This is a genomic window from Rhodococcus sp. PAE-6, from assembly GCF_025290685.1.
Lineage (GTDB): Bacteria > Actinomycetota > Actinomycetes > Mycobacteriales > Mycobacteriaceae > Rhodococcus > Rhodococcus pyridinivorans.
Window position 1 is genome coordinate 187,368 of sequence record NZ_JAOCLZ010000002.1, and the last position, 19,143, is coordinate 206,510.

Below are 19,143 nucleotides of genomic sequence, written 5' to 3' on the forward strand. Positions count from 1 at the left end.
GGTCCTCTTTCGGAGCCGGTGCCGTCGCCGGCCCGGCAGTGTGGGTGCCGACATCGGCACCGGGATGGGTGTCGAGCTCGTCAGTGCTTGTCGCTGGGACCGATGCCGAGCATCGACAGCAGCATGCGGCACTCGTCCGCGTTCTCTGCGTAGGCAGCGACGACTCGCTGCGCCTGTCGTGCGGTTTCGTCGGCGACGGGTTCGAGATCCTCGTCGGCGATGTCGTTCGCGGTGGTCGGGTCCGCGGCCATGATGTCCTCCCGGGGTCGCTGCTCTGTGCGAGCACGCATCGTCCTTCGACTCTAGGAGAATCGGACAGCTCGCCGCCACCCGCCTTCCGAGGGCGGTCCTGGCACGGTCCTGCACGTCTACATCGCGGTACCGTAGGACGGTCGTGCAGTAGGTACACCGTGTGTGTTTCCGGCGCACGACGTCACAGCGCCGACCCGCGGCGCACAACCGCGCTCTCGTCGAGGAAGGTATTCATGCCCATTGCCACCGTGAACGGCATCCCGCTGAACTACCAGGTCAAGGGAACGGGCGATCTCGTCGTCCTCATCATGGGAACGGGTAGTCCGGGGCGCGTGTGGGATCTGCACCAGGTGCCCGCGCTCGTCAAGGCCGGCTACCGGGTCGCCACCTTCGACAACCGCGGCATCGCACCGTCGGGCGAGAGCCTCGGCGGCATGACCATCGACGACCTGGTGAAGGACACCGCCGGCCTGATCGAACTGCTCGGCGGCCCCGCCTACGTGATCGGCACGTCGATGGGTGCGCGTGTCGCGCAGGAGCTGACGCTCGCCCGTCCCGAACTCGTCCGCAAGGCCGTTTTCCTGGCCGGTCACGCCCGCATGGACCAGTTCCAGCTGACGCTCACCGAGGGCGAGCGGCAGCTCTACGACAGCGGCGTCGAACTGCCGCCGAAGTACCAGGCCGCCGTCACGGCCGTGATGAATCTGTCGCCGGCCTCGCTGGCCGACGAGCACACCGCCCGCGACTGGCTCGACGTCTTCGAGTTCAGCGGCGGAAAGGTGTCGGCGGGCGTGCGCGCGCAGCTCGGCATGGACCGGGAGTTCGATCGGCGCGCGGCCTACCGCGGCATCACCGTGCCGTGCCTGGCCGTCGGATTCGCCGACGACCGGATGATCCCGGCCTATCTGTCGCGCGAGGTGGCGGACGCCATTCCGGGTGCGCGCTACGAGGAGATCCCGGACGCGGGGCACTACGGCTATCTCGAGCGGCCCGAGGCGGTCAACAAGATCCTGGTGGACTTCCTGGCTTCCTAGAGGAGTCCCTTCACACGGGAAATCGGCAGGCGGGCGCGGTGGGATCGGCGACGATCCACCGCGCCCGCCGTCGTCGAAATGCGACGAAGGTCCCTGTGATCCGGGAGATCGGGACGTCCCGCGGACCGTCGGGCACTGGTACGCTCACCGAACAAAGGTTAGCCTGAGCTACCTTCGCGTCTCGTGTGAACCGACCACGGGCCCCTCCGGACCCCCTAGTACGGAAGTTGAGTGATGACCGACCGTTCCAGCCTTGTCGCCGATGACGCGGGGAGGTCGGAGGGCAACTCGCAAGGAGACGTCTTCGACCTCGTCGGTATCGGTTTCGGCCCCTCGAACCTGGCGCTCGCGATCGCCGTCGAGGAGCACAACACCGACAACCCCTCCTCGGCGATCCGGGCACGTTTCTTCGAACGTCGGTCGGCCTTCGCCTGGCACCCGGGCATGCTGCTCGAGGGCGCCACGATGCAGATCGCGTTCCCCAAGGATCTGGTCACCTTCCGCAACCCCGCGAGCTCGTACAGCTTCTTCTCCTACCTGCACGACCGTGGCCGTCTCGTGGACTTCGTCAACCACCAGACGTTCTTCCCCACACGTCACGAGTTCCAGGACTATCTGCAGTGGGCGGCCACGCGCGTCGACGCCGACGTCCGCTACGGAACCGAGGTCGTCTCGGTCGAGACCGTCCGCAACCACAACGGGGTCGCCGATCTGTTCGCCGTGCGGACCGCCGACGGCGCCGTCGTGTACGCGCACAGCGTCGTGGTCGGAGTCGGATTGCGTGCCCGGCTCCCGAAGTGGGCGACCGAGTCCGCCCGCTGCTTCCACAACCACCACTTCCTCTTCCACATCGAGGACATGCCGGAGCCGCAGAACCAGCGCTTCGTGGTGGTCGGTGCCGGGCAGAGCGCGGCCGAGGTCGTGCAGTACCTGCACACGCACTACCCGCAGGCCGAGGTCCACAACGTCTTCAACCGCTTCGGGTACAGCCCGGCCGACGACAGCCCGTACGCGAACCGCATCTTCGACCCGCAGGTCGTCGACGAACTGCACGCGGCCCCGCTGTCCGAGCGTGAGCGTCTGCTCGCCCTGCACCGCAGCACCAACTACTCGGTCGTCTCGCCCGAACTCATCGAGGCGCTCTACGCGACCGAATACCGCGAACGGGTGAGCGGTCGTCGCCGCTTGTTCATGCGTCGTGCCTCGGAGGTCGTGTCGGCGATCGAGAGCGAGGCGGGAGTCACCGTCGAGATCCGCGACAATCTCGAAGGCGACACCGAGACCCTCGAGTGCGATGCGGTGGTCCTCGCGACCGGCTTCGAGCCCACGCCTCTCGCGCCGCTGCTGGGTGATCTCGCGCCCGAGGCACCCGTTCTGTCCGTCGCCCGCGACTACCGTCTGCCGCTGCCCGAGAACGTCACGGCCGACGTCTACCTGCAGGGCGGAACCGAGAAGACACACGGTCTGACCGCGTCGTTGCTGTCCAACGCAGCGATCCGCGCGGGTGAGATCCTGACCTCGATCGTCGAACGCCGAGAGCTCCGTCTGCCCGGAGCCGGGGGAGGAATCGACGAGCTTGGTAGGATATCGGACCATCACACCTACGCAACAAGTGAGGCGAGATGAGCACGAATCCATTTGACGACGAAGACGGCCGCTTCTACGTCCTCATCAATGATGAGGAGCAGTACTCGCTGTGGCCGACCTTCGCCGAGGTTCCGCAGGGGTGGCGGGTGGTATTCGGCGAAGAGTCGCGCGCCGCTTGCGTCGAGTACGTCGAGCAGAATTGGACCGATATGCGTCCGAAGAGCCTTCGCGACGCAATGGAAGCCGACGAGAAGGCCCGCCAGGGCAGCTGAACGCTTCCGTCAGATCCGCCGAGAGTCACGCCCGCGCCGAAAGCGCAGCGTGGCTCTCGTCGTTTGTACGGACGATCCTGCCTCCCGGCCCGACGACGACCCGTGTGGGTCGAGAGGTATAGGGCCCGTGGCCAGGGGACCCGACGCAATCGGGCCCGTCGGTATCGGGCCGGTGGCGATCGGACCGGTGGCGATCGGTCCCGTCGCGATGGGGCCCGTCCCGGAAGCTGTGGGTATCGGGCCGGTGTGCAGCGATCCCACCGGGATGGGACCCGTGGCGGGGCCGGGCGCCGGACGCCACACCGGGCGGTTCTTGTCGAGCCGGATCCGGGGGATCCGCCGCAGCTGCGGGCGACGCAGCGCGCCGACGCGGAGGACACCGCGCGGGTTGCGCGTGCGGCGGGCGAGCCATTCACCGAGCGTGACACCCGCGGCGAGCGCGCACCCGATACCGAACGCCGAGAACAGCGCCGTCATGCCGGTGGCCATCTGATTGCGGAGCATCGCGTACAGGCCGCGATAGAGGGCGAGACCGGGCAGCAGCGGCGTGATGCCGGCGACCGCGACGACCAGCGGTGGCGTGAGCGCGCGGCGGGCCATCAGACCACCGGCGAAACCGATGACGGTCGCGGCCAGCGCCGACGAGATGATCGGACCGAGCGACAACCCGAGCGCGAGCTGGTAGCCGAGGCTGCCGGTGGCGCCGGCGAGCGCGGCGACCGTGAGAGCGCGACGTTCGGCGTAGCAGGCGACGGCGTAGAACAACGCCGCCGCGGCACCGGCGAGGATCTTCGTCGGCAGCTGTGTGAGGTCGGGAAGTGCCTCGTAACTGATGAGAGGGAGTTCGGCGCCGAACACCGACGCGACCCGCAGGGTCGTCGCGACACCCGCGACGATGCCGCCCGTCATCATCAGCACTTCGAAGAAACGCGCCGACGCCGTGATGGGGGCCCCGGTGATGGCGTCCTGCACCGAACCCACGAGCGACAGACCGGACAGCAGCACCGTCACGCCGGCCGCGATGATCAGTCCCGGTGACACCTCGATCCCGATCGTCTCCCGTATCCCGTACAGCGTGATCGCCGGGGCTGTCGCGACGATGCCGCCCACCAGATGCTGGAAGAAGAACGGCAACCCGGCCGCGTTGAGTTTGCGGTTGACGCGGTCGATCACGAACGTCGAACCGAAGGCGACGAGCGCAACCAGCGCGTCGCCGCCGAGGAGCACGGAGATCGAGGCGGCCATCGCCGACCACGCGATCGTCGCCACCCAACGGTTGTACGGATGCGCCTTGGTGGTGATGGCGAGCAGTTCTTCGTGCGCCTGCGCCGGGGAGATCGCGTCGCGGCGGATGCGGCGGGTCAGACGGTCGACGGCCGCGAGCCGCGTGAAGTCCATCGAGCGGTAGTGCACCACCCGCATCGTGCTCGATGGCGGCATGGTCGGTCCGCGATAGGCCGACAGCACGATCGAGTTGTAGGTGACGTCGACGTCGCACTGCGCCAGACCGTAGGTGGCAGCGACGAACCGCACCTGTTCGGCGGTGTCGATCGCGCCGGTGCCCGAGGCGAGCAGGACCTCACCGACACGCACGGCGACGTCGAGCGCCTCGGCGACCACTGCATCGTCGGTCAGATCGATCGGCTGCAGTGGCGCCGGCGCCTCGGTGACCGCGTCGATGGTCGCGCGGCGGGTACCGAGAACCCGATCGAGGAAGTCGTCGAAGCGGCTCACCGTCCGCGGCCTCCGGTACGGCTGGGGGAAACGGGGAGGGTGGGCATGCAATCCACCGTAACGAAGGCGGGTGGGTGCGCGCCGAGAGTGTGACGCGCTATATGATGGCGTCGCTCACGCGTCGTCCGCGACCGTCGAGTTCTGTGCCTCCTTAGCTCAGTGGTAGAGCACTCGCCTTGTAAGCGAGCGGTCGTCAGTTCAATCCTGACAGGGGGCTCCAGTAGGGCCCGTCGCGTACCGCGCGGGCCTGTTTCATCCGGTGCTGCTGTGAACCGCTGCGAAGACCACGAACACGGCGAACAGTGCCGCGACGCCGAGGCACGCACCGATCAGAGCTTCGCGGCGATGCGTCGCCGTGCCCCTGTCGACCCGTTCGAGACCGATCCATCCGCACACCACTGCGACCAGACCTGCGGGGATCGCGACGAAGTCGCCGATGACGGGTACGAAGGCGAAGACGAGCGCGACGATCCCTGCGGTCAGTGCCGTGTTTCCGGCGCCGTTGCGGGGCGGGACCGGGGTGAAGCGGTCTGCGGTCATCGTCCCTCGATCCGGGAGGCACACATGCACGGGCGGGTGTTCGCCCGGACCGGATCCCTGTCCCGTCGAAGGCGAGAAGGACAATTTACATCGGAAGACGGGGCTCCGGGAGGGTTGCTGGGCCGTTGCCGTCCTGCTCCGGCCGGTGGTGTTCACCGAAGCGGAGTGCTCGGCGCTCGAACAGGTCGATCACCGGCGCAATCGTGTGCGGCGCCTCGTGGAGGTCGCGCGCCGCGGCGACGCGCCCGAATACGAGGGCGACCACCGGGGATGCCGTGAGCCATCCGAGCAGCGGCCAACCGATCCAGGTCATATCCGGAGAACGGTTCGGGCGCACGGAGCGTCAACGGATCCGCCGCAGTTCACCCGGTTGTTCACCCTCCGCATGTCACTGCAGGGGCGTGTGAATACGGAAGTGACGAAATGGATCGGATATCAGGACTTCGAGGATTCGAATGCGTCCATATCGACGAATATCAGCCGTCCGTCGTCGAGTGCCACAGCCCAGCGGCGCACGCGCGCCCAGTCGCGACCCAGCTTGTCGCCCACGGCTTCCTGTGCTGGACCGAAGTCTTCGACGATCGTGCCGGGACAGGCCTTGGTGCCCGCGACACCCGCGCGTACGACGACCTTCGAGCCCACAGCAGGCTTCGGGGGAGTATTCGACGATCCGGCCATAACTCGAATCATGCCATCAGTGGAAAGAATTGACCGGGCAAACACGGATTATCCGCATCGGACGAATGTGGCGATTCGGGTGGAATATCCCTTTCGTGTTGTTCTTTCCACCAGAAACGACTTCGCCCACGCCGGTCGGCGTGGGCGAAGAGGTTCTCGAATCGGAGAAACAATGGCCGGTCAGCGCAGTGCGAGCTTCTCGCGCGCCTGATCGACGAACTCGGAATCGACCATGAGGTCGTAGCGCGAGGCCTCGATGCTCTTTCTCGAGACGAAGTCGCGGCGTCCCCCGGTGCTCCAGTGGGTGAAGAAGCCGAGTGATCCGCCCCACACTGCGCCGAAGACGACAGCGGTGAGGATCACGGTGGCCATGCCGGTGGCAGGCAGGAGCAGTGCCAGGAGCAGACCGAAGAGCAGGCCCGTCCAGACGCCTGCGGCGGCGCCGCGAAGGGCGGCCTTGCCGTTGGTCATGCGGCCTTCGATGTGTTCGACGGTGGTGACTCCCTGGCCCACGACCCGCAGGTACTCGACGGGAAAGCCTTCGTCGGACAGGTGGTCGATGGCCCTCTCGACGGCGTCGTAGGTGCGGTAGCTCTCGAGGACGGTTTCGGATTCGGTGTAGTGCCCGGGTGTCGGTGCGTAGATATCTGTCATGCGTTCCCCTTCGTCGACGATTGGAACGATACGCTCATCGTAGCGTATCGTTTCGTAGTGTTTGATTCGGGGTCGCCTTGTCGGGGAGACTCGGGAATCCTGCGGGTGTATGCCCGCGCGAGGAGGATGTAGACATGGTGGGCGAGGTCGAGACGGAATCCGTGGCCCTGACGTCGCGGCGCCCCGTCAAGGAGCGTGCCGGGACCGACGCACGCATCGTGAAGGCCGCGCTCGAGATCCTGCGGCTTCACGGGCCCAACCGCGTCACCGTCGAGGCGGTCGCGGCGCTGTCGGGCGTCGCGAAGACGACGATCTACCGGCGCTACGCGAACCGTGACGAGATCCTCGACGCGGCATTGCATTCGCAGGTCGCCTCACCGTGCGTGCCCGACGGGCTGTGCGTCTACGACCGCGTCAAATGGACCCTCGAGCTGATCCGTCGCGGACTGTCGAACGAAGTGGGCATGGGCAGTGTCGGCGCACTGCTCACCGACCAGGAACCCGAGTTCACCGAGTCGATCCGCGAGATCATCAATGCCCGGAGCGAGGTCGTCGCCGACGTGCTCCGCACCGCGATCGAGTCGGGCGCGATTCGCAAGGACATCGACGTCGACACCGCCGTCTCGATGCTCGTCGGCGCGTATCTCGGTGCCTACCTGCGTCACGGCGAGGTGGGGGAGTCCTGGGCGGACGAGGTCGTCCACATCGTCTGCCCCGAACTGGAACCGGACCCGCAGGCGCAGTGATCGTAGGCCCGCCCCGCGGGTCGATCGATCGTAGGCCCGCCCCGCGGGTCGATCCGTCGTAGGCTCGACCCGTGACTGAGTCGAGTCGATGCGTGGTGGCGGTCGTGGGATCGCTGAACCTCGACCTGACGGTCGTCGTGGCACGTGCTCCCGAAGAAGGTGAGACGGTACTCGGCCGGCATCTGCGCACCTATCCGGGAGGCAAGGGCGCGAACCAGGCCATCGGTGCTGCCCGCCTGGCTCCCACCGCCATCGTCGGCGCGGTGGGCAGCGATCATGCCGCTGACGTACTGCGCGGCGTGCAACAGAGGGCAGGGGTCGACACCTCCCATCTGCGCACCACACCGGGCCCGACCGGCCGGGCCGTCATCCTCGTCTCCGACGACGGGCAGAACCGGATCGTCGTCGTACCCGAGGCCAATTCGTTGCTCGAGGCCGAGGACGTGACCGCAGCACTCGATGCCCTCGATCCCGCGGTGGTGCTCACCCAACTCGAGCTGCTCCCCGCAGTGACCTGGGCCGCCGCCCAGTGGGCGCGCGATCACGACCGCCGGTTCGTGCTCAATCCGAGCCCGGTGATCGACCTGGACGAATACGTCCTCGCCGGCGCCGATCCGCTCGTACTCAACGAGCAGGAAGCCCTGCACTACGCGGGTCTTCCCGCAGGGACCCCCTTCGACGCGATCGTGACCCGCCTGCTCGAACAGGTGCGCACCGTGGTGATCACCCGTGGTGGGGAGGACGTCGTGGTCGGAACCGAGGACGCGATCGAACATCTGCGGGTCCCGCAGGTCGACGTCGTCGACACGACGGGGGCGGGCGATCATTTCGCCGGCACGCTCGCCGCGTTGCTCGGCACGGGGGAGGACCTGTTCGCGGCAGCGCGCCGGGCATCGGCCGACGCTGCCCGGCTGGTCGCATCCCGCCGCTCCGATCGCTGACACGGCGAGGAACTATGTCAGGGCGGCGGAAGCAGCTCGCCCTTGCCGCTGCGCAACCAGCGCCCGGGAAGCCGGCCGGCGAGGTCGCCGAGCGGACCGACGGCCCCGCGCAGCAGCTCGACCGTTTCCTGCAACATGTCGATGCTCGCGTTCATCTGCGAGATGCCGGGCGTGAGATGCGCGAGGGTCTCCGAGAGCGAGACGATCTGATCGAGCGGACCGCCCTCGGCGAGCAGTCGTTCGAGGGCGCCCCGTTCGGAGAGCAGGACGTCGAGGACGCCGCCCTGGGCGAGGGCCCGCTCGACGACCCCACCGGGCCGGATCGCCACATCGACGATGCCGCCCGGCGCGGTGAGCCGTTCCACCGCGCCGTCCTGGGCGAGCAGCCGTTCGAGCGGGCCGTCGTGCGCGGTGAGGCGATCGAGCAGACCCCCTTCCGACACGAGGCGGTCGAGGGCACCGTCGTCGGCGAGGATCCGGTCGAGGGGACCACCCGGTGCGGTGAGCCGGTCGACGGGTCCGCCCGGTTCGAGCAACCGATCGAGCAGGCCACCCGGCTCGGTGAGCCGATCCACCGGCCCACCCGGCGCGAGCAGCCGGTCGAGGGGACCGCCGGGACGCAACGCGTGACCGAGTCCACGGTCCTCCGACGTGAGCTTCGAGATCTGCTGCAGCAGACCCACCGAACTGCGGGTGTCGGGCAAGCCGACCGCGCCGAGCGCGGAGTAGGTGGTGGGCGACACCGCGACCCGCACGGTGCCGACGACCGTCTCGGCGACGCTCAGGGCGACCTCTGCGGCGGTCAGACCCACACGCACCGGCATCACGAGTACGGACCCGAGGTTCATGGAACCGACTGTAACGGTCAGTGCTCGAGAACGTCAGTCCGAGAACGTGAGGCCCGAGAACGTCAGTGCACGAGTTTGAGACCGACCACGCACAGCACGATGCCCGCGATCAGTGCGAGCTTCAGCAGCGAGGCGGTCTCGGTGCCGGTGACCATCGCATATCCGACCGTGAGAGCGGCGCCGATACCCACCCAGATCGCGTAGGACGTCCCGACCGGCAGGGTGCGCAGGGCATACGCGAGCCCGGCCATGCTCAGGACGAGGGCGACGACGAACACCAGTGTCGGGGTGAGCCGGCTGAAACCGGCAGATCTGCCGAGGGCTGTAGCCCACACGGCTTCGAGCACACCGGAGAGGACGAGAACGATCCAGGCCATGACGTACAACGCTCCTGCACCGTCTTGTCGCTGGCCGGGTACGGTGCGCTCGTCCGGGAGGCCGACCGGCGGCCACCTCCGTCGAGGTTAGGAATTCCGGGCGAGTATTGGCAAATTGCTCAGGACACGCGCAGTAGCTGCGATTCCTGCGCAATCACCGTGCACGAACATCCGCCGTCCAGTTCGATGCAGTCGAGAACGAGGGTGTGCCGCACGATCTCGAAGTCGACGCAGTCGGGTTCGGTGCAGTCGACCCGAGTATCGGCGTGGAGCACGAGTGTGCCGTGGCAGTGGTCGAGATCGTGGTTGCACTGTGAACACGTCATGCATCACTTGATAGCACTGCCGTCGGACAGGTTCTCCGAGCTCATACATGGGGATCACGGACGTGGTCGGGAAGGCCGCGCGGAACGCGTGGTCGTTGTTCGTCGCCGAGCCCGCACTCGGCCTGCTCGACGCCGTCTTCGGCGGGGTGCCCGCACCCATCGTCCGCACGGCCTACCGCCTCACCGCGATCGAACGCGAGATCCAGCGTCCGTCCGGCAGCGCCGCACGCGACACCTCGTGGGTCGAACTGGACGCCTTCCTCCACGAACCGTGTGCGGACAGCAACGCGCCGGCCGCCACGCTTCCGTCGAACAGGGAAGTCGTGACGACCGGCGCGTGAGTGCCGGGCCGGTGTGTACTGCCGGCTAGTGCGTTCCGGCGGTCTCGGGGGCCGACACCTCCACCGCATCCGCCTCGGGCTCCGGGGCCCGTCGGACGAACAGGGAGCCGACGACTGCGATCACCGCGATCGCCGCGCCCCACGTGAACGCGCCGTGGACACCGTCCGCGAGCGCACCGGCGGGATCGCCCGCGCTCTCGGCGCCCGCGACGGTCGTGCGGGTCAGCACCGTGATGAACAACGCCGTACCGGCCGCACCGGCGACCTGCTGCATGGTGCTGACGATGGCGCTGCCGTGGGAGTACAACCGCCGCGGCAGCGCTCCGAGTGCCGAGGTCAGCAGCGGCGAGAACATCAACGCGAGGCCGATGTTGAGCAGCACGTGCCAGGCGATGACCGTGCCGATCGTGGTGGTCGCGTCGAAGGTCGTCATGCCCCACATCGCGACGCAGGCGATGATCGCGCCCGGTGCGACGAGCGGCCGCGGACCGAACCGGTCGAACAGGCGTCCGACGATGTAGCCGAGCAGACCCATGACCAGACCACCGGGCAGCAGCATCAGGCCGGTGGTCAGCGTCGACTGACCCAGCACGTTCTGCAGGTAGATCGGCAGCAGGATGAGGGTGCCGAACAGCGACATCATGCTTACCGAGACGAGTGCAACCGCGAGCGAGAACGCCGGGGTACGGAACGCGCGCATGTCCAGCAGGGCGCCGTCGCCGAGGCGGAGCTGACGCAGGACGAAGACCGTCAGCGACGCGATGCCGACGACCAGCGGCAGCCACGGCGGCATGAGCGGATCGCCCTCGGTGGCCTCACCGAGACTGCTCAGACCGAAGACGAGACCGCTGAACCCGAGGGCCGACAACACCACCGACGGGGCGTCGAGCGGAACCGCGACCGGTTCGGTGACGCTGCGGATCCAGCTCAGGCCGAGCGCCGTCGCGACGACCGCGATCGGCAGCACCAGCCAGAACATCCACCGCCAGCTCAGCTGGTCGAGCACGACGCCACCGATGGTCGGGCCGACCGCGGGAGCGACCGCGATGACGATCGAGATCACGCCCATCGTGCGACCGCGACGATCGGCGGGAACCAGGTTGAGCACCGTCGTGAACAGCAGCGGCAACATCACCGCGGTGCCCACGGCCTGGACGACACGACCCAGCACGAGAACCGGGAAGATCGGGGCGCTCGCGGCGATCAGGGTGCCGAGCAGGAAGCTGCCCATCGCGATCGCGAAGACCGTGCGCAGCGACAGCCGGGTGAGCAGGTAACCCGTGATCGGGATGACGACGGCCATGGTCAGCATGAACGCCGTGGTGAGCCATTGGGCGGTGGCTGCGCCGACGTCGAACTCGACCATCAGCTTCGGCAGCGCGACGCTCATGATCGTCTCGTTGAGGATGACGACGAATGCGGCCCCGACGAGAACGGCGATCAGAAGACCGGCGCGCGGTGCGGCAGCGGCCTGCGGCTCGGCCGTACCGGCCGGGGCTGGGGAACTCGGTGGAGTAGAAGACACGAGGAACACAACGGGATACCGGTCGGAATTGTTCCGCCGATATCCCGTCGAGCGGATCAGTCGGGGACGTGCTCGCCGTGCCCCTGTTCGCGCAGGGCGTCCTTGATCTTGCGATGCGCGCGGTCGAGCGATTCGGGCGACGGATCCTTCTCGGCTGTCGCGAAATCGAAGTCGCCGAGGGAGTAGGCGGGGAAGACGTGCAGGTGCAGGTGGGGGACCTCCAGGCCGGCGATCATCAGGCCGGCGCGCGGAGCGTCGAAGGCGGCGGTGACGGCGCGACCGAGGATGCGGGCGACGTCGTTCACCTTCGCCCACAGGTCGTCGTCCACGCTCTGCCAGTGATCGACCTCCTGCCGTGGCACGACCAGCACGTGCCCCTCGGTGAAAGGGTTGATGGTCAGGAAGGAGACGACGTCGTCGTCCTGCCAGACGAAACGGCCCGGCAGTTCACCGGCGATGATCTTGCTGAACACGGAAGTCATACCGGGAGGATAAGGGACACCGGGTTCACCGGAGCTGTTCCCCGACATCGGCCGCCGCGACGGTGAGGACCAGCAGCGGCACGACCTTCTCCGGCGCGATCCGGTAGCGGTTTCGGCTTCCCTGCTCGACCACCCGCGCAGCCGACAGAGCCCGGAGATGGTGGTAGAGCCGGCCGGTCGACGTGAGGTCGGTGGCCTCCTGGAGTTCGGTGGCGGTGGCGGGCCCGCGCAGCAGAGTCCGCACGATCGCCAGCCTCGCGGGGTTGCCCAAGGCGTCGAGGACGGCGGCGACGGGAACGGGATCGAGTGCGAGGGATGCGCCCGCGTCGTACTCGATGTTCCAGCGGACGTGGCCGTGCAGGGAGACGAAGCCCCCGTAGGTCACGGACCCCGTGCTTCCTGCCACGTCCGCCACGGGACCGGTGCCACCGGGACCGTCCCCGGCGCCCCGGCGGGTCGCGTCGCCCTCGAGGATCCGCACACGGCGTTCGAGATCCGCGAGCCGGGCCTCGTACTCGTCGTTCACGTCGCCGTCGCTCACATCGCGCAGCGTATCCGCTCGAGAAAATCGGGATCGTTCGCTGCCGCGGCGAGCATCTCCTGATGGGCGAACGATTCGAGGGCTTCCGCGTAGTCGCTGTCCGACATGCCGGACGCGAGCATCACCGTGGTCGCGATCGTGTCGTCGTCGCGGCGGAAGGTGACCGCGTCGGTGAGGATGCCGGGCAGGCTACCGCCCTTGAATCCGACTCCCTCGAATCCCGGAACCGTGGACGGTTGCCATTCGAGGTGGGTACGCGCGAGGTCGCCGCCGGCACCGAACGAACCGTCGGCGATCGCGCGATGCAGGGCGGTGAGCTCGGCGGCCGATCCGGTGTTGTCGAAACGCTGGACGCGGTCGACCCGGGCGAACAAATCCTCCGGCACCGGGTGCTGCACCGCTTCGGCGCGGTAGGCGGGTTCGGAGGCGTAGCGGCGCGCGGCGTCCCAGACCGCCGACGAATCGTCGAGTGTCGGGTCGAGCAGCGCGAGTGTGTTGCCGAGCATCGTCGGCGGCGTGAAGTCGTCCCAGCCGCCCTGGGCGGCGGCCTCGCGCAGCGCGTCGTCGCCGAGGCGGTCGCGCAGGTAGTCGGGGACCGCGTTGTCGCTCTCCTGGATCATCGCCGACACCATCTCGTCGAGAGTGACGGTGTCCTCCGGGTCGTTCACACCGAGCCGTTCGAGAGCCCGGGGGTGTGCGCCGCCGTCGGTGTCCGGGAGATGCCAGCGTTCCCAGTCGGCGAGCGGTACGCGCTCGTCGGGGGAGAGTTCACCGGCTGCGACGGCGCGGGCATAGGCGGCGAGATGCACGACCTTCACAGCCGACGCGAGCGGTTGCCGCTCGTCGGGTCGTTGTTCGAAGGTCCCGCCGTTGCCGTCGTCGACCGCGATGGCGACCGTGTCGGGGTTCTCGGCGAGGTAGCCGATCCAGCCTTCGGCGGTGCTCACGTCCGCGGCGGGGGTGGGCATGCATTCACCGGCCGGGGCGGACGCGTCCGCCCCGACCGGTGCAGGGATGTCGGACTCCGGTGGAGTGCTCTGCCCGCATCCGGCCAGAGCGATCACGACGCTCGTCGCGGCGAGGGTGGTTCCGATCCTGTTCGGCATGGCGGTATCCGTCCGTGTCGGGGTGACGGTTCGAAATTCCGAACTTTCGAAATAACGATAGATCAGTCGGGTGGGCGTGTCGAGAGCTCACGGCGACTCCGACGGTCGCGGGCGGTCGTATCGTCGGGCTCATGGAAGGTGACGGGAGCGTGCGGGAGGCGCCGCTGCGCGTGCTCGTGGACGAACTCGTCACACACGTCCTCGTCGGGCTTCCCGCGGATCGGCGCACGGTCGTCGGTCTGTGCGGGCCGCCGGGTGCCGGGAAGAGTCGCGCCACGGCGCTGCTCGTCTACGCCCTCCGATGCGCGGGGGTCTCCACCGGGCAGGTGCCGATGGACGGCTACCACCTGTCCAACCGGCAGCTCGACACCTTCGGCGCGCGGGACCGGAAGGGGGCGCCCGACACCTTCGACGTGGCCGGCTTCCGCGACATGCTGAGCCGGGTGCGGCAGTGCCGCGACGAGACGATCTACGCCCCGGATTTCTCCCGGCCGCTCGACGAACCGATCGCGGCGGTGCATGCTGTGCCGGCCGATGCCCGGGTGATCGTCACCGAGGGCAACTACCTGATGTTCGAGACCGGGGGATGGGAACACATCCGCCCGCTGCTCGACCTCGTCATCTACATCGACGCACCCCGCCGCACGCTCACGCGACGTCTCGTGCGCCGGCACCGCCACCACGGACGGGACGAGGACGGCGCACGCGAATGGGTGCGGACCGTCGATCTGCCCAATGCGGAAGCCGTTCAGCGCACGCGTTCCCGCGCCGATCTCGTGTGGAGACCGGTCCCGTAGTCTGTCCTGCGTGCGCGTACTCGTTATCGGCTCCGGTGCCCGTGAACATGCTCTTGCTCTCGCCCTGTCCCGCGACCCCGGCGTGACCGCCGTGCTGGCCGCGCCGGGCAACCCCGGTATCGCGAACGTCGCCGAGCTGTTCCCCGTCGATGCGGCCTCCGCCGACAACGTCGTCGCCCTCGCCACCGCGCAGAAGGCCGACCTCGTCGTCATAGGTCCCGAGGTTCCGCTCGTCCTCGGGGTCGCCGATGCCGTCCGCGCCGCGGGCATCCCCTGCTTCGGACCGTCCGCCGCCGCCGCACGCATCGAGGGATCGAAGGCGTTCGCGAAGGACGTCATGGCCGCCGCCGGTGTGCGCACCGCCCACAGCGAGGTCGTCGACACTCCCGCGACCCTCGACGAGGCGCTCGACCGGTTCGGACCGGCCTGGGTGGTCAAGGACGACGGTCTCGCTGCCGGTAAGGGCGTCGTCGTCACCACCGATCGCGCCGCCGCCCGCGACCACGCCGCCGAGATCCTCGAGAACGGGCACCCCGTCCTGCTGGAGTCCTTCCTCGACGGCCCCGAAGTCTCGCTGTTCTGCCTCGTCGACGGCGAGACGGTCGTGCCGCTGCTCCCGGCGCAGGACCACAAGCGCGTCGGCGAGGACGACACCGGCCCCAACACCGGTGGCATGGGTGCCTACACGCCGCTGCCGTGGTTGCCCGAGGGCAGCGTCGAGCGGATCGTCTCCGAGGTCGTGGAGCCCGTCGCGGCCGAGATGGTGCGCCGCGGATGCGGTTTCTCCGGACTGCTCTACGCGGGTCTGGCGATGGGCGCCGAGGGCCCGGCCGTGGTCGAGTTCAACTGCCGTTTCGGCGACCCGGAGACCCAGGCCGTGCTCGCTCTGCTCGAGTCCCCGCTGGGCGAGGCCCTGAAGGCGGTCGCCGCCGGCACGCTCGCCGAGCTCCCGCCGCTGCGCTGGAAGGACGGCGCCGCGGTGACCGTGGTGCTCGCCGCCGAGTACTACCCGTCCACCCCGCGCACCGGCGATGTGATCACCGGCGCCGAGGGCGACACGGTGCTGCACGCCGGCACGAAGCGTCGCGAGGACGGCGCGCTGGTCTCCGCAGGTGGGCGCGTGCTCAACGTGATCGGTGTGGGTGCCGATCTCGCGTCCGCGCGCAAGGCCGCTTATGATCGGCTCGCCGACGTCAAGCTGCCGGGCGGTCACTTCCGCCGCGACATCGGTCTGGCGGCCGTCGAGGGCCGGATCTCGGTCTAGCCTTTCACTCTCGTCCTTCACCCTTGCACCTACCGGGTGTATGTTGCACACTCGGTGCATTTCGATGCCGCCAGGGGTGACTGCATGGTTTCTCGAAGACGAACGCCGACGCCGGACCCGACACCGCTACGGCACCACCACGTCGTCGTCCACGGGTTGCCGGACGACGTCCTCGTCGAGCGCGACGTGCCCATCCGCACGGGCGACGGCACCGTACTGAGAGCCGACGTCTACCGTCCTGCCGACTCCGGTGAACACGACCGCTGCCCCGTGCTGGTCGCCGTCACCCCCTACGGCAAGGACGCCGGCGTCGACCGGTATCCCGTCGACTTCGTCGACCTCGCCGAATCCGGCAACCACATCGGCGATCTCGAGATCAGTGACTGCACCTCCTTCGAAGCACCGGACCCCGCCTACTGGGTTCCTCGCGGCTACGTCCTCGTCGTCGCGGACATGCGCGGTCATCACGCTAGCGGCGGCCGTCCCCGCCTGCTGCTCGGCCGGGCCGCGCTCGACTGCGCGTCCGTCGTGGAATGGGCCGGTGGTCAGGAGTGGAGCAACGGCCGCGTCGGCCTCGCCGGCGCCGACTATCTCGCCACACTGCAGTGGTACACCGCCGCGCTCAACCCGCCCTGTCTCGCGGCCATCGCACCCTGGGAAGGTGTGAGCGATCCCTGCCGCGACATCCTCACCCAGGGCGGCATCCCCGAGACCCGCTACAGCGAGTTCTGGTACAGCGCGATGAACACCGGCGCCCGCTGCGGCGCCGCCTCCCTCCGGCGGTTCACCCCGTGGTTGCGGCGCCGTTTCCCCGACTTCTTCCGTCACCTCGCCCCGCCGCCCCGACTCGAGGACGTCACCGTGCCCGCGCTCGTCGGCGTCTCGTGGTCCGATCAGGGCCCACGCGTCCGCGGGTCGGTCGAGGGTTACCGCCGCATCGCGTCGGAGCACAAGTGGCTCTACACCCACGGCCGGAAGATGTGGCAGACCTTCTACGGCAACGAGGCCCTCGACTACCAGCGACGATTCTTCGACCGCTTCCTCAAGGACGAGGACAACGGCTTCGAGGACACCCCGCGCATCCGTCTCGAGACCCGCCACGACCTGCGCACCTATTCCGAACGCCTCGAATCCGAGTGGCCGGTCCCCGACACCCGTTACGTCGCACTCCACCTCGACCACGCGAACGCCGACCTGAGCACCACCCCGTGCGAGAGCCGCCAGTTCCGCCGCACCTTCCCCGTCGCGGGCGACGAACTCGTCTTCACCCACACCTTCGACGAGGACACCGAGATCACCGGGCACGCGGCGCTGCGTTTGTGGGTGCAGGCGAAGGACGCCAACGACATGGACCTGTTCGTCGGGCTCGCCAAGCGCGACGAGCACGGCCGCGACGTGTGGTTCGAAGGCCACGGCGGCTACGAGAAGGGATTCGTCGCCCACGGGTGGATGCGGGTCTCGCGGCGGGCGCTGAACCCGGAGGCCTCCACCGCCTACCGGCCCGTCCACGACCAGACGAAGTACTGGCCGTTGCTGCCCGACCAGATCGTGCCCGTCGACATCGAGATCATGCCGCACAGCACCTTCTTCGAAGCCGGATCGAGCCTCGTGCTCGTCATCGCCGGCCACGACCTCGACGAGAACCCACGCGTCGGGCACGATCGCACCATCAACAAGGGCTTCCACATCGTGCACGCCGGCGGACAGTTCGACTCGCATCTGCTGTTGCCGGTCGTGCCGGAACCCGACGCGGCGGCCACCGACGCGGCGGCCACGCAGGTGAAGGTCGTCGATCGTCAGGACTATCCGATCGCGTGGGGTGCCCTCACCCGACTTCAGCGCGTCCGGCTCTGACGAACGACGCGGGGCGTACTACCGTCGTCGACGTGCGCCCCGAATCCCAACGCTCCGGTATCGAGACGTTCCATGTCATGGATGTGTGGAAGGCGGCCGCCGAGCGGCAGCGCAGCCACGGCGACGTCCTGAGTCTCGCCGCCGGACAACCGTCGACCCCCGCACCCGCTCCCGTGCTCCGGGCCGCCAACCTGGCGATCGATGCGGAACTGCTGGGTTACACGGAGACCTTCGGCATCCTGCCGCTGCGCGAGGAGATCGCGGCGTACCACCGCCACAAGTACGGCATCGACGTCGACGCGGACGACGTCGTCGTCACCACCGGCTCGTCCGGCGCCTTCACCCTGGTGTTCCTCGCGGCCTTCGACGTCGGCGACACCGTGGTCGTCGCCCGCCCCGGCTACCCGGCCTACCGCAACACCCTCGCCGCGCTCGGTTGTCGTGTCGTCGAACTCGACTGCGGTCCGCAGACCCGCTACCAGCCCACCGTCGCGATGCTCGAGGAACTCGACGCTCCGCCTGCGGGAATCGTCGTCGCCAGCCCCGCCAACCCGACCGGCACGATGATCGAACCGTCCGAGCTCGCGGCGCTCGCGCGCTGGTGCGACGAGCACGGCAGCCTGCTCATCTCCGACGAGATCTACCACGGCATCGAGTTCGGCACCGTCCGGTCCGAGACCGGTGAGGGCACCGGATCACCGGCGACCTCGACGGCGTGGGCGACCTCGCGCGACTCGGTGGTGATCGGCTCGGTGTCGAAGTACTTCTCGATGACCGGTTGGCGGCTCGGCTGGATGCTCGCGCCCGAGACGATGCGTCCGGCTCTGCAGCGACTCGCGTCGAACATGACGGTGTGCCCGCCGTCGGTCTCGCAGTTCGCGGCGGTCGAGGCGTTCGGGACGGAGGCCCGCACCGAACTCGACGGGCACGTCTCCCGCTACGCGGTGAACCGGGAACTGCTGCTCGAAGGGCTTCCGGATCTCGGCATCACGAAACTCGCACCGGCAGACGGCGCCTTCTACGTCTACGCCGACATCGGCCATCTGCTCGACGGCGAGAACTCGACGGCGTGGTGCGCGCGGCTGCTCCACGACACCGGGCTCGCGCTCGCACCGGGCGTCGACTTCGATACCGTGCGCGGCGGCGAGACCGTGCGGCTGTCGTTCGCGGGTTCGACTGCCGACGTCACCGCGGCGCTCGACCGGCTCGCGGCCTGGCTGCCCGTCTCCTGATCGCCGTGCCGG

The 19,143-nt window shown here is 68.6% G+C and carries 23 protein-coding genes, 1 tRNA gene and 1 riboswitch; of the genes, 11 read left to right on the forward strand and 13 right to left on the reverse strand.

The window, feature by feature from the left end; all coding sequences use genetic code 11:
• Positions 1-80: 80 nt before the first annotated feature.
• A complete protein-coding gene (locus NVV99_RS05405; RefSeq protein WP_016692417.1) occupies positions 81-290 on the reverse strand; it encodes a hypothetical protein in 210 nt (69 codons plus the stop codon).
• Between the two features lie 195 nt (positions 291-485).
• Between NVV99_RS05405 and NVV99_RS05410 the strand changes: the two genes are divergently transcribed.
• The 3 genes from NVV99_RS05410 to NVV99_RS05420 all read left to right on the forward strand — a co-directional run bounded on the left by NVV99_RS05410 (position 486) and on the right by NVV99_RS05420 (position 3,145).
• Positions 486-1,286 (forward strand): alpha/beta fold hydrolase, encoded by an 801-nt coding sequence (locus NVV99_RS05410; protein WP_016692418.1) that lies wholly within the window; start codon positions 486-488, stop codon positions 1,284-1,286.
• A gap of 234 nt (positions 1,287-1,520) precedes the next feature.
• A complete protein-coding gene (locus NVV99_RS05415) occupies positions 1,521-2,912 on the forward strand; it encodes a lysine N(6)-hydroxylase/L-ornithine N(5)-oxygenase family protein (RefSeq protein WP_024102962.1) in 1,392 nt (463 codons plus the stop codon).
• The gene (locus NVV99_RS05420; protein ID WP_006551884.1) at positions 2,909-3,145 is read left to right on the forward strand and encodes an MbtH family protein; all 237 of its coding nucleotides are present in this window, start codon (positions 2,909-2,911) and stop codon (positions 3,143-3,145) included. Before NVV99_RS05415 ends, NVV99_RS05420 begins: the two co-directional genes overlap by 4 nt.
• 9 nt (positions 3,146-3,154) lie before the next feature.
• Here NVV99_RS05420 and NVV99_RS05425 read toward each other — a convergent pair whose 3' ends face one another.
• Positions 3,155-4,879 carry a threonine/serine exporter ThrE family protein gene (locus NVV99_RS05425; RefSeq protein WP_024102963.1) on the reverse strand — a complete coding sequence of 575 codons (1,725 nt, stop codon included), beginning with the start codon at positions 4,877-4,879 and terminating at the stop codon, positions 3,155-3,157.
• 145 nt (positions 4,880-5,024) lie between these two features.
• On the opposite strand from NVV99_RS05425, the gene NVV99_RS05430 reads away from it, so the two are divergent.
• Positions 5,025-5,099, forward strand: a tRNA-Thr gene (locus NVV99_RS05430).
• 32 nt (positions 5,100-5,131) lie between these two features.
• Here the strand turns inward: NVV99_RS05430 and NVV99_RS05435 are convergent.
• From NVV99_RS05435 to NVV99_RS05450, 4 genes are all read right to left on the reverse strand, one after another.
• The gene (locus NVV99_RS05435) at positions 5,132-5,419 is read right to left on the reverse strand and encodes a hypothetical protein (protein WP_006551882.1); all 288 of its coding nucleotides are present in this window, start codon (positions 5,417-5,419) and stop codon (positions 5,132-5,134) included.
• Between the two features lie 85 nt (positions 5,420-5,504).
• On the reverse strand, positions 5,505-5,732 hold the full coding sequence (locus tag NVV99_RS05440) for a hypothetical protein (protein WP_024102964.1): 228 nt from the start codon (positions 5,730-5,732) through the stop codon (positions 5,505-5,507).
• Positions 5,733-5,854: 122 nt separating this feature from the next.
• A complete protein-coding gene (locus NVV99_RS05445) occupies positions 5,855-6,097 on the reverse strand; it encodes a hypothetical protein (RefSeq protein ID WP_024102965.1) in 243 nt (80 codons plus the stop codon).
• A gap of 180 nt (positions 6,098-6,277) precedes the next feature.
• Complete coding sequence (locus NVV99_RS05450) at positions 6,278-6,751, reverse strand: general stress protein (RefSeq protein WP_006551879.1); 474 nt, start codon at positions 6,749-6,751, stop codon at positions 6,278-6,280.
• Between the two features lie 134 nt (positions 6,752-6,885).
• Here NVV99_RS05450 and NVV99_RS05455 point away from each other — a divergent pair, with 134 nt between their 5' ends.
• Both NVV99_RS05455 and NVV99_RS05460 read left to right on the forward strand, forming a co-directional pair.
• The gene (locus NVV99_RS05455; protein ID WP_024102966.1) at positions 6,886-7,497 is read left to right on the forward strand and encodes a TetR/AcrR family transcriptional regulator; all 612 of its coding nucleotides are present in this window, start codon (positions 6,886-6,888) and stop codon (positions 7,495-7,497) included.
• Between the two features lie 71 nt (positions 7,498-7,568).
• Positions 7,569-8,438 (forward strand): ribokinase, encoded by an 870-nt coding sequence (locus tag NVV99_RS05460; RefSeq protein ID WP_080678535.1) that lies wholly within the window; start codon positions 7,569-7,571, stop codon positions 8,436-8,438.
• 17 nt (positions 8,439-8,455) lie between these two features.
• On the opposite strand, the gene NVV99_RS05465 is transcribed toward NVV99_RS05460, so the two are convergent.
• The 3 genes from NVV99_RS05465 to NVV99_RS05475 form a co-directional block, all read right to left on the reverse strand.
• Positions 8,456-9,286: a hypothetical protein gene (locus tag NVV99_RS05465; RefSeq protein WP_019290078.1), complete on the reverse strand. Its 831-nt coding sequence runs from the start codon at positions 9,284-9,286 to the stop codon at positions 8,456-8,458.
• Positions 9,287-9,348: 62 nt separating this feature from the next.
• Positions 9,349-9,663, reverse strand: coding sequence for a multidrug efflux SMR transporter (locus NVV99_RS05470; protein ID WP_006551875.1), 315 nt, complete (start codon positions 9,661-9,663; stop codon positions 9,349-9,351).
• Between the two features lie 13 nt (positions 9,664-9,676).
• A riboswitch (guanidine-III (ykkC-III) riboswitch) is annotated at positions 9,677-9,742 on the reverse strand.
• A gap of 40 nt (positions 9,743-9,782) precedes the next feature.
• A complete protein-coding gene (locus NVV99_RS05475; protein WP_006551874.1) occupies positions 9,783-9,989 on the reverse strand; it encodes a hypothetical protein in 207 nt (68 codons plus the stop codon).
• 47 nt (positions 9,990-10,036) lie between these two features.
• Here NVV99_RS05475 and NVV99_RS05480 point away from each other — a divergent pair, with 47 nt between their 5' ends.
• Entirely contained in the window at positions 10,037-10,330 is a 294-nt protein-coding gene (locus NVV99_RS05480; protein WP_024102968.1) for a hypothetical protein, read from the forward strand.
• A 25-nt stretch (positions 10,331-10,355) separates the two neighbouring features.
• Here NVV99_RS05480 and NVV99_RS05485 read toward each other — a convergent pair whose 3' ends face one another.
• The 4 genes from NVV99_RS05485 to NVV99_RS05500 are packed head-to-tail and all read right to left on the reverse strand — an operon-like array spanning position 10,356 to position 13,984.
• Positions 10,356-11,855 (reverse strand): MDR family MFS transporter, encoded by a 1,500-nt coding sequence (locus NVV99_RS05485; protein ID WP_242411679.1) that lies wholly within the window; start codon positions 11,853-11,855, stop codon positions 10,356-10,358.
• A gap of 56 nt (positions 11,856-11,911) precedes the next feature.
• Positions 11,912-12,337: an HIT family protein gene (locus NVV99_RS05490; protein ID WP_006551872.1), complete on the reverse strand. Its 426-nt coding sequence runs from the start codon at positions 12,335-12,337 to the stop codon at positions 11,912-11,914.
• Positions 12,338-12,362: 25 nt separating this feature from the next.
• Positions 12,363-12,878 carry a helix-turn-helix transcriptional regulator gene (locus NVV99_RS05495; RefSeq protein ID WP_019290073.1) on the reverse strand — a complete coding sequence of 172 codons (516 nt, stop codon included), beginning with the start codon at positions 12,876-12,878 and terminating at the stop codon, positions 12,363-12,365.
• Entirely contained in the window at positions 12,875-13,984 is a 1,110-nt protein-coding gene (locus tag NVV99_RS05500; RefSeq protein WP_024102971.1) for a serine hydrolase, read from the reverse strand. The genes NVV99_RS05495 and NVV99_RS05500 overlap by 4 nt, the downstream gene beginning before the upstream one ends.
• Before the next feature lie 131 nt (positions 13,985-14,115).
• On the opposite strand from NVV99_RS05500, the gene NVV99_RS05505 reads away from it, so the two are divergent.
• The 4 genes from NVV99_RS05505 (at position 14,116) to NVV99_RS05520 (ending at position 19,131) form a co-directional block, all read left to right on the forward strand.
• Positions 14,116-14,781 (forward strand): nucleoside/nucleotide kinase family protein, encoded by a 666-nt coding sequence (locus tag NVV99_RS05505; protein ID WP_024102972.1) that lies wholly within the window; start codon positions 14,116-14,118, stop codon positions 14,779-14,781.
• A 10-nt stretch (positions 14,782-14,791) separates the two neighbouring features.
• Positions 14,792-16,045 (forward strand): phosphoribosylamine--glycine ligase, encoded by a 1,254-nt coding sequence (purD, locus tag NVV99_RS05510; protein ID WP_024102973.1) that lies wholly within the window; start codon positions 14,792-14,794, stop codon positions 16,043-16,045.
• An 84-nt stretch (positions 16,046-16,129) separates the two neighbouring features.
• The gene (locus tag NVV99_RS05515) at positions 16,130-17,899 is read left to right on the forward strand and encodes a CocE/NonD family hydrolase (RefSeq protein WP_242411680.1); all 1,770 of its coding nucleotides are present in this window, start codon (positions 16,130-16,132) and stop codon (positions 17,897-17,899) included.
• Between the two features lie 32 nt (positions 17,900-17,931).
• Positions 17,932-19,131 carry a pyridoxal phosphate-dependent aminotransferase gene (locus tag NVV99_RS05520; protein WP_019290068.1) on the forward strand — a complete coding sequence of 400 codons (1,200 nt, stop codon included), beginning with the start codon at positions 17,932-17,934 and terminating at the stop codon, positions 19,129-19,131.
• Positions 19,132-19,143 lie beyond the last annotated feature (12 nt).

Excerpts from the sequence above, each read along its gene's own strand:
- NVV99_RS05405 (WP_016692417.1), bottom strand. The coding sequence starts at position 290 with ATGCGTGCTCGCACAGAGCAGCGACCCCGGGAGGACATCATGGCCGCG.
- NVV99_RS05480 (WP_024102968.1), top strand. The coding sequence starts at position 10,037 with ATGGGGATCACGGACGTGGTCGGGAAGGCCGCGCGGAACGCGTGGTCG.
- NVV99_RS05435 (WP_006551882.1), bottom strand. The coding sequence starts at position 5,419 with ATGACCGCAGACCGCTTCACCCCGGTCCCGCCCCGCAACGGCGCCGGA.
- NVV99_RS05515 (WP_242411680.1), top strand. The coding sequence starts at position 16,130 with ATGGTTTCTCGAAGACGAACGCCGACGCCGGACCCGACACCGCTACGG.
- NVV99_RS05450 (WP_006551879.1), bottom strand. The coding sequence starts at position 6,751 with ATGACAGATATCTACGCACCGACACCCGGGCACTACACCGAATCCGAA.
- NVV99_RS05475 (WP_006551874.1), bottom strand. The coding sequence starts at position 9,989 with ATGACGTGTTCACAGTGCAACCACGATCTCGACCACTGCCACGGCACA.
- NVV99_RS05505 (WP_024102972.1), top strand. The coding sequence starts at position 14,116 with ATGGAAGGTGACGGGAGCGTGCGGGAGGCGCCGCTGCGCGTGCTCGTG.
- NVV99_RS05410 (WP_016692418.1), top strand. The coding sequence starts at position 486 with ATGCCCATTGCCACCGTGAACGGCATCCCGCTGAACTACCAGGTCAAG.
- NVV99_RS05455 (WP_024102966.1), top strand. The coding sequence starts at position 6,886 with ATGGTGGGCGAGGTCGAGACGGAATCCGTGGCCCTGACGTCGCGGCGC.
- NVV99_RS05415 (WP_024102962.1), top strand. The coding sequence starts at position 1,521 with ATGACCGACCGTTCCAGCCTTGTCGCCGATGACGCGGGGAGGTCGGAG.
- NVV99_RS05470 (WP_006551875.1), bottom strand. The coding sequence starts at position 9,663 with ATGGCCTGGATCGTTCTCGTCCTCTCCGGTGTGCTCGAAGCCGTGTGG.
- NVV99_RS05445 (WP_024102965.1), bottom strand. The coding sequence starts at position 6,097 with ATGGCCGGATCGTCGAATACTCCCCCGAAGCCTGCTGTGGGCTCGAAG.
- NVV99_RS05420 (WP_006551884.1), top strand. The coding sequence starts at position 2,909 with ATGAGCACGAATCCATTTGACGACGAAGACGGCCGCTTCTACGTCCTC.
- NVV99_RS05500 (WP_024102971.1), bottom strand. The coding sequence starts at position 13,984 with ATGCCGAACAGGATCGGAACCACCCTCGCCGCGACGAGCGTCGTGATC.
- NVV99_RS05440 (WP_024102964.1), bottom strand. The coding sequence starts at position 5,732 with ATGACCTGGATCGGTTGGCCGCTGCTCGGATGGCTCACGGCATCCCCG.
- NVV99_RS05465 (WP_019290078.1), bottom strand. The coding sequence starts at position 9,286 with ATGAACCTCGGGTCCGTACTCGTGATGCCGGTGCGTGTGGGTCTGACC.
- NVV99_RS05490 (WP_006551872.1), bottom strand. The coding sequence starts at position 12,337 with ATGACTTCCGTGTTCAGCAAGATCATCGCCGGTGAACTGCCGGGCCGT.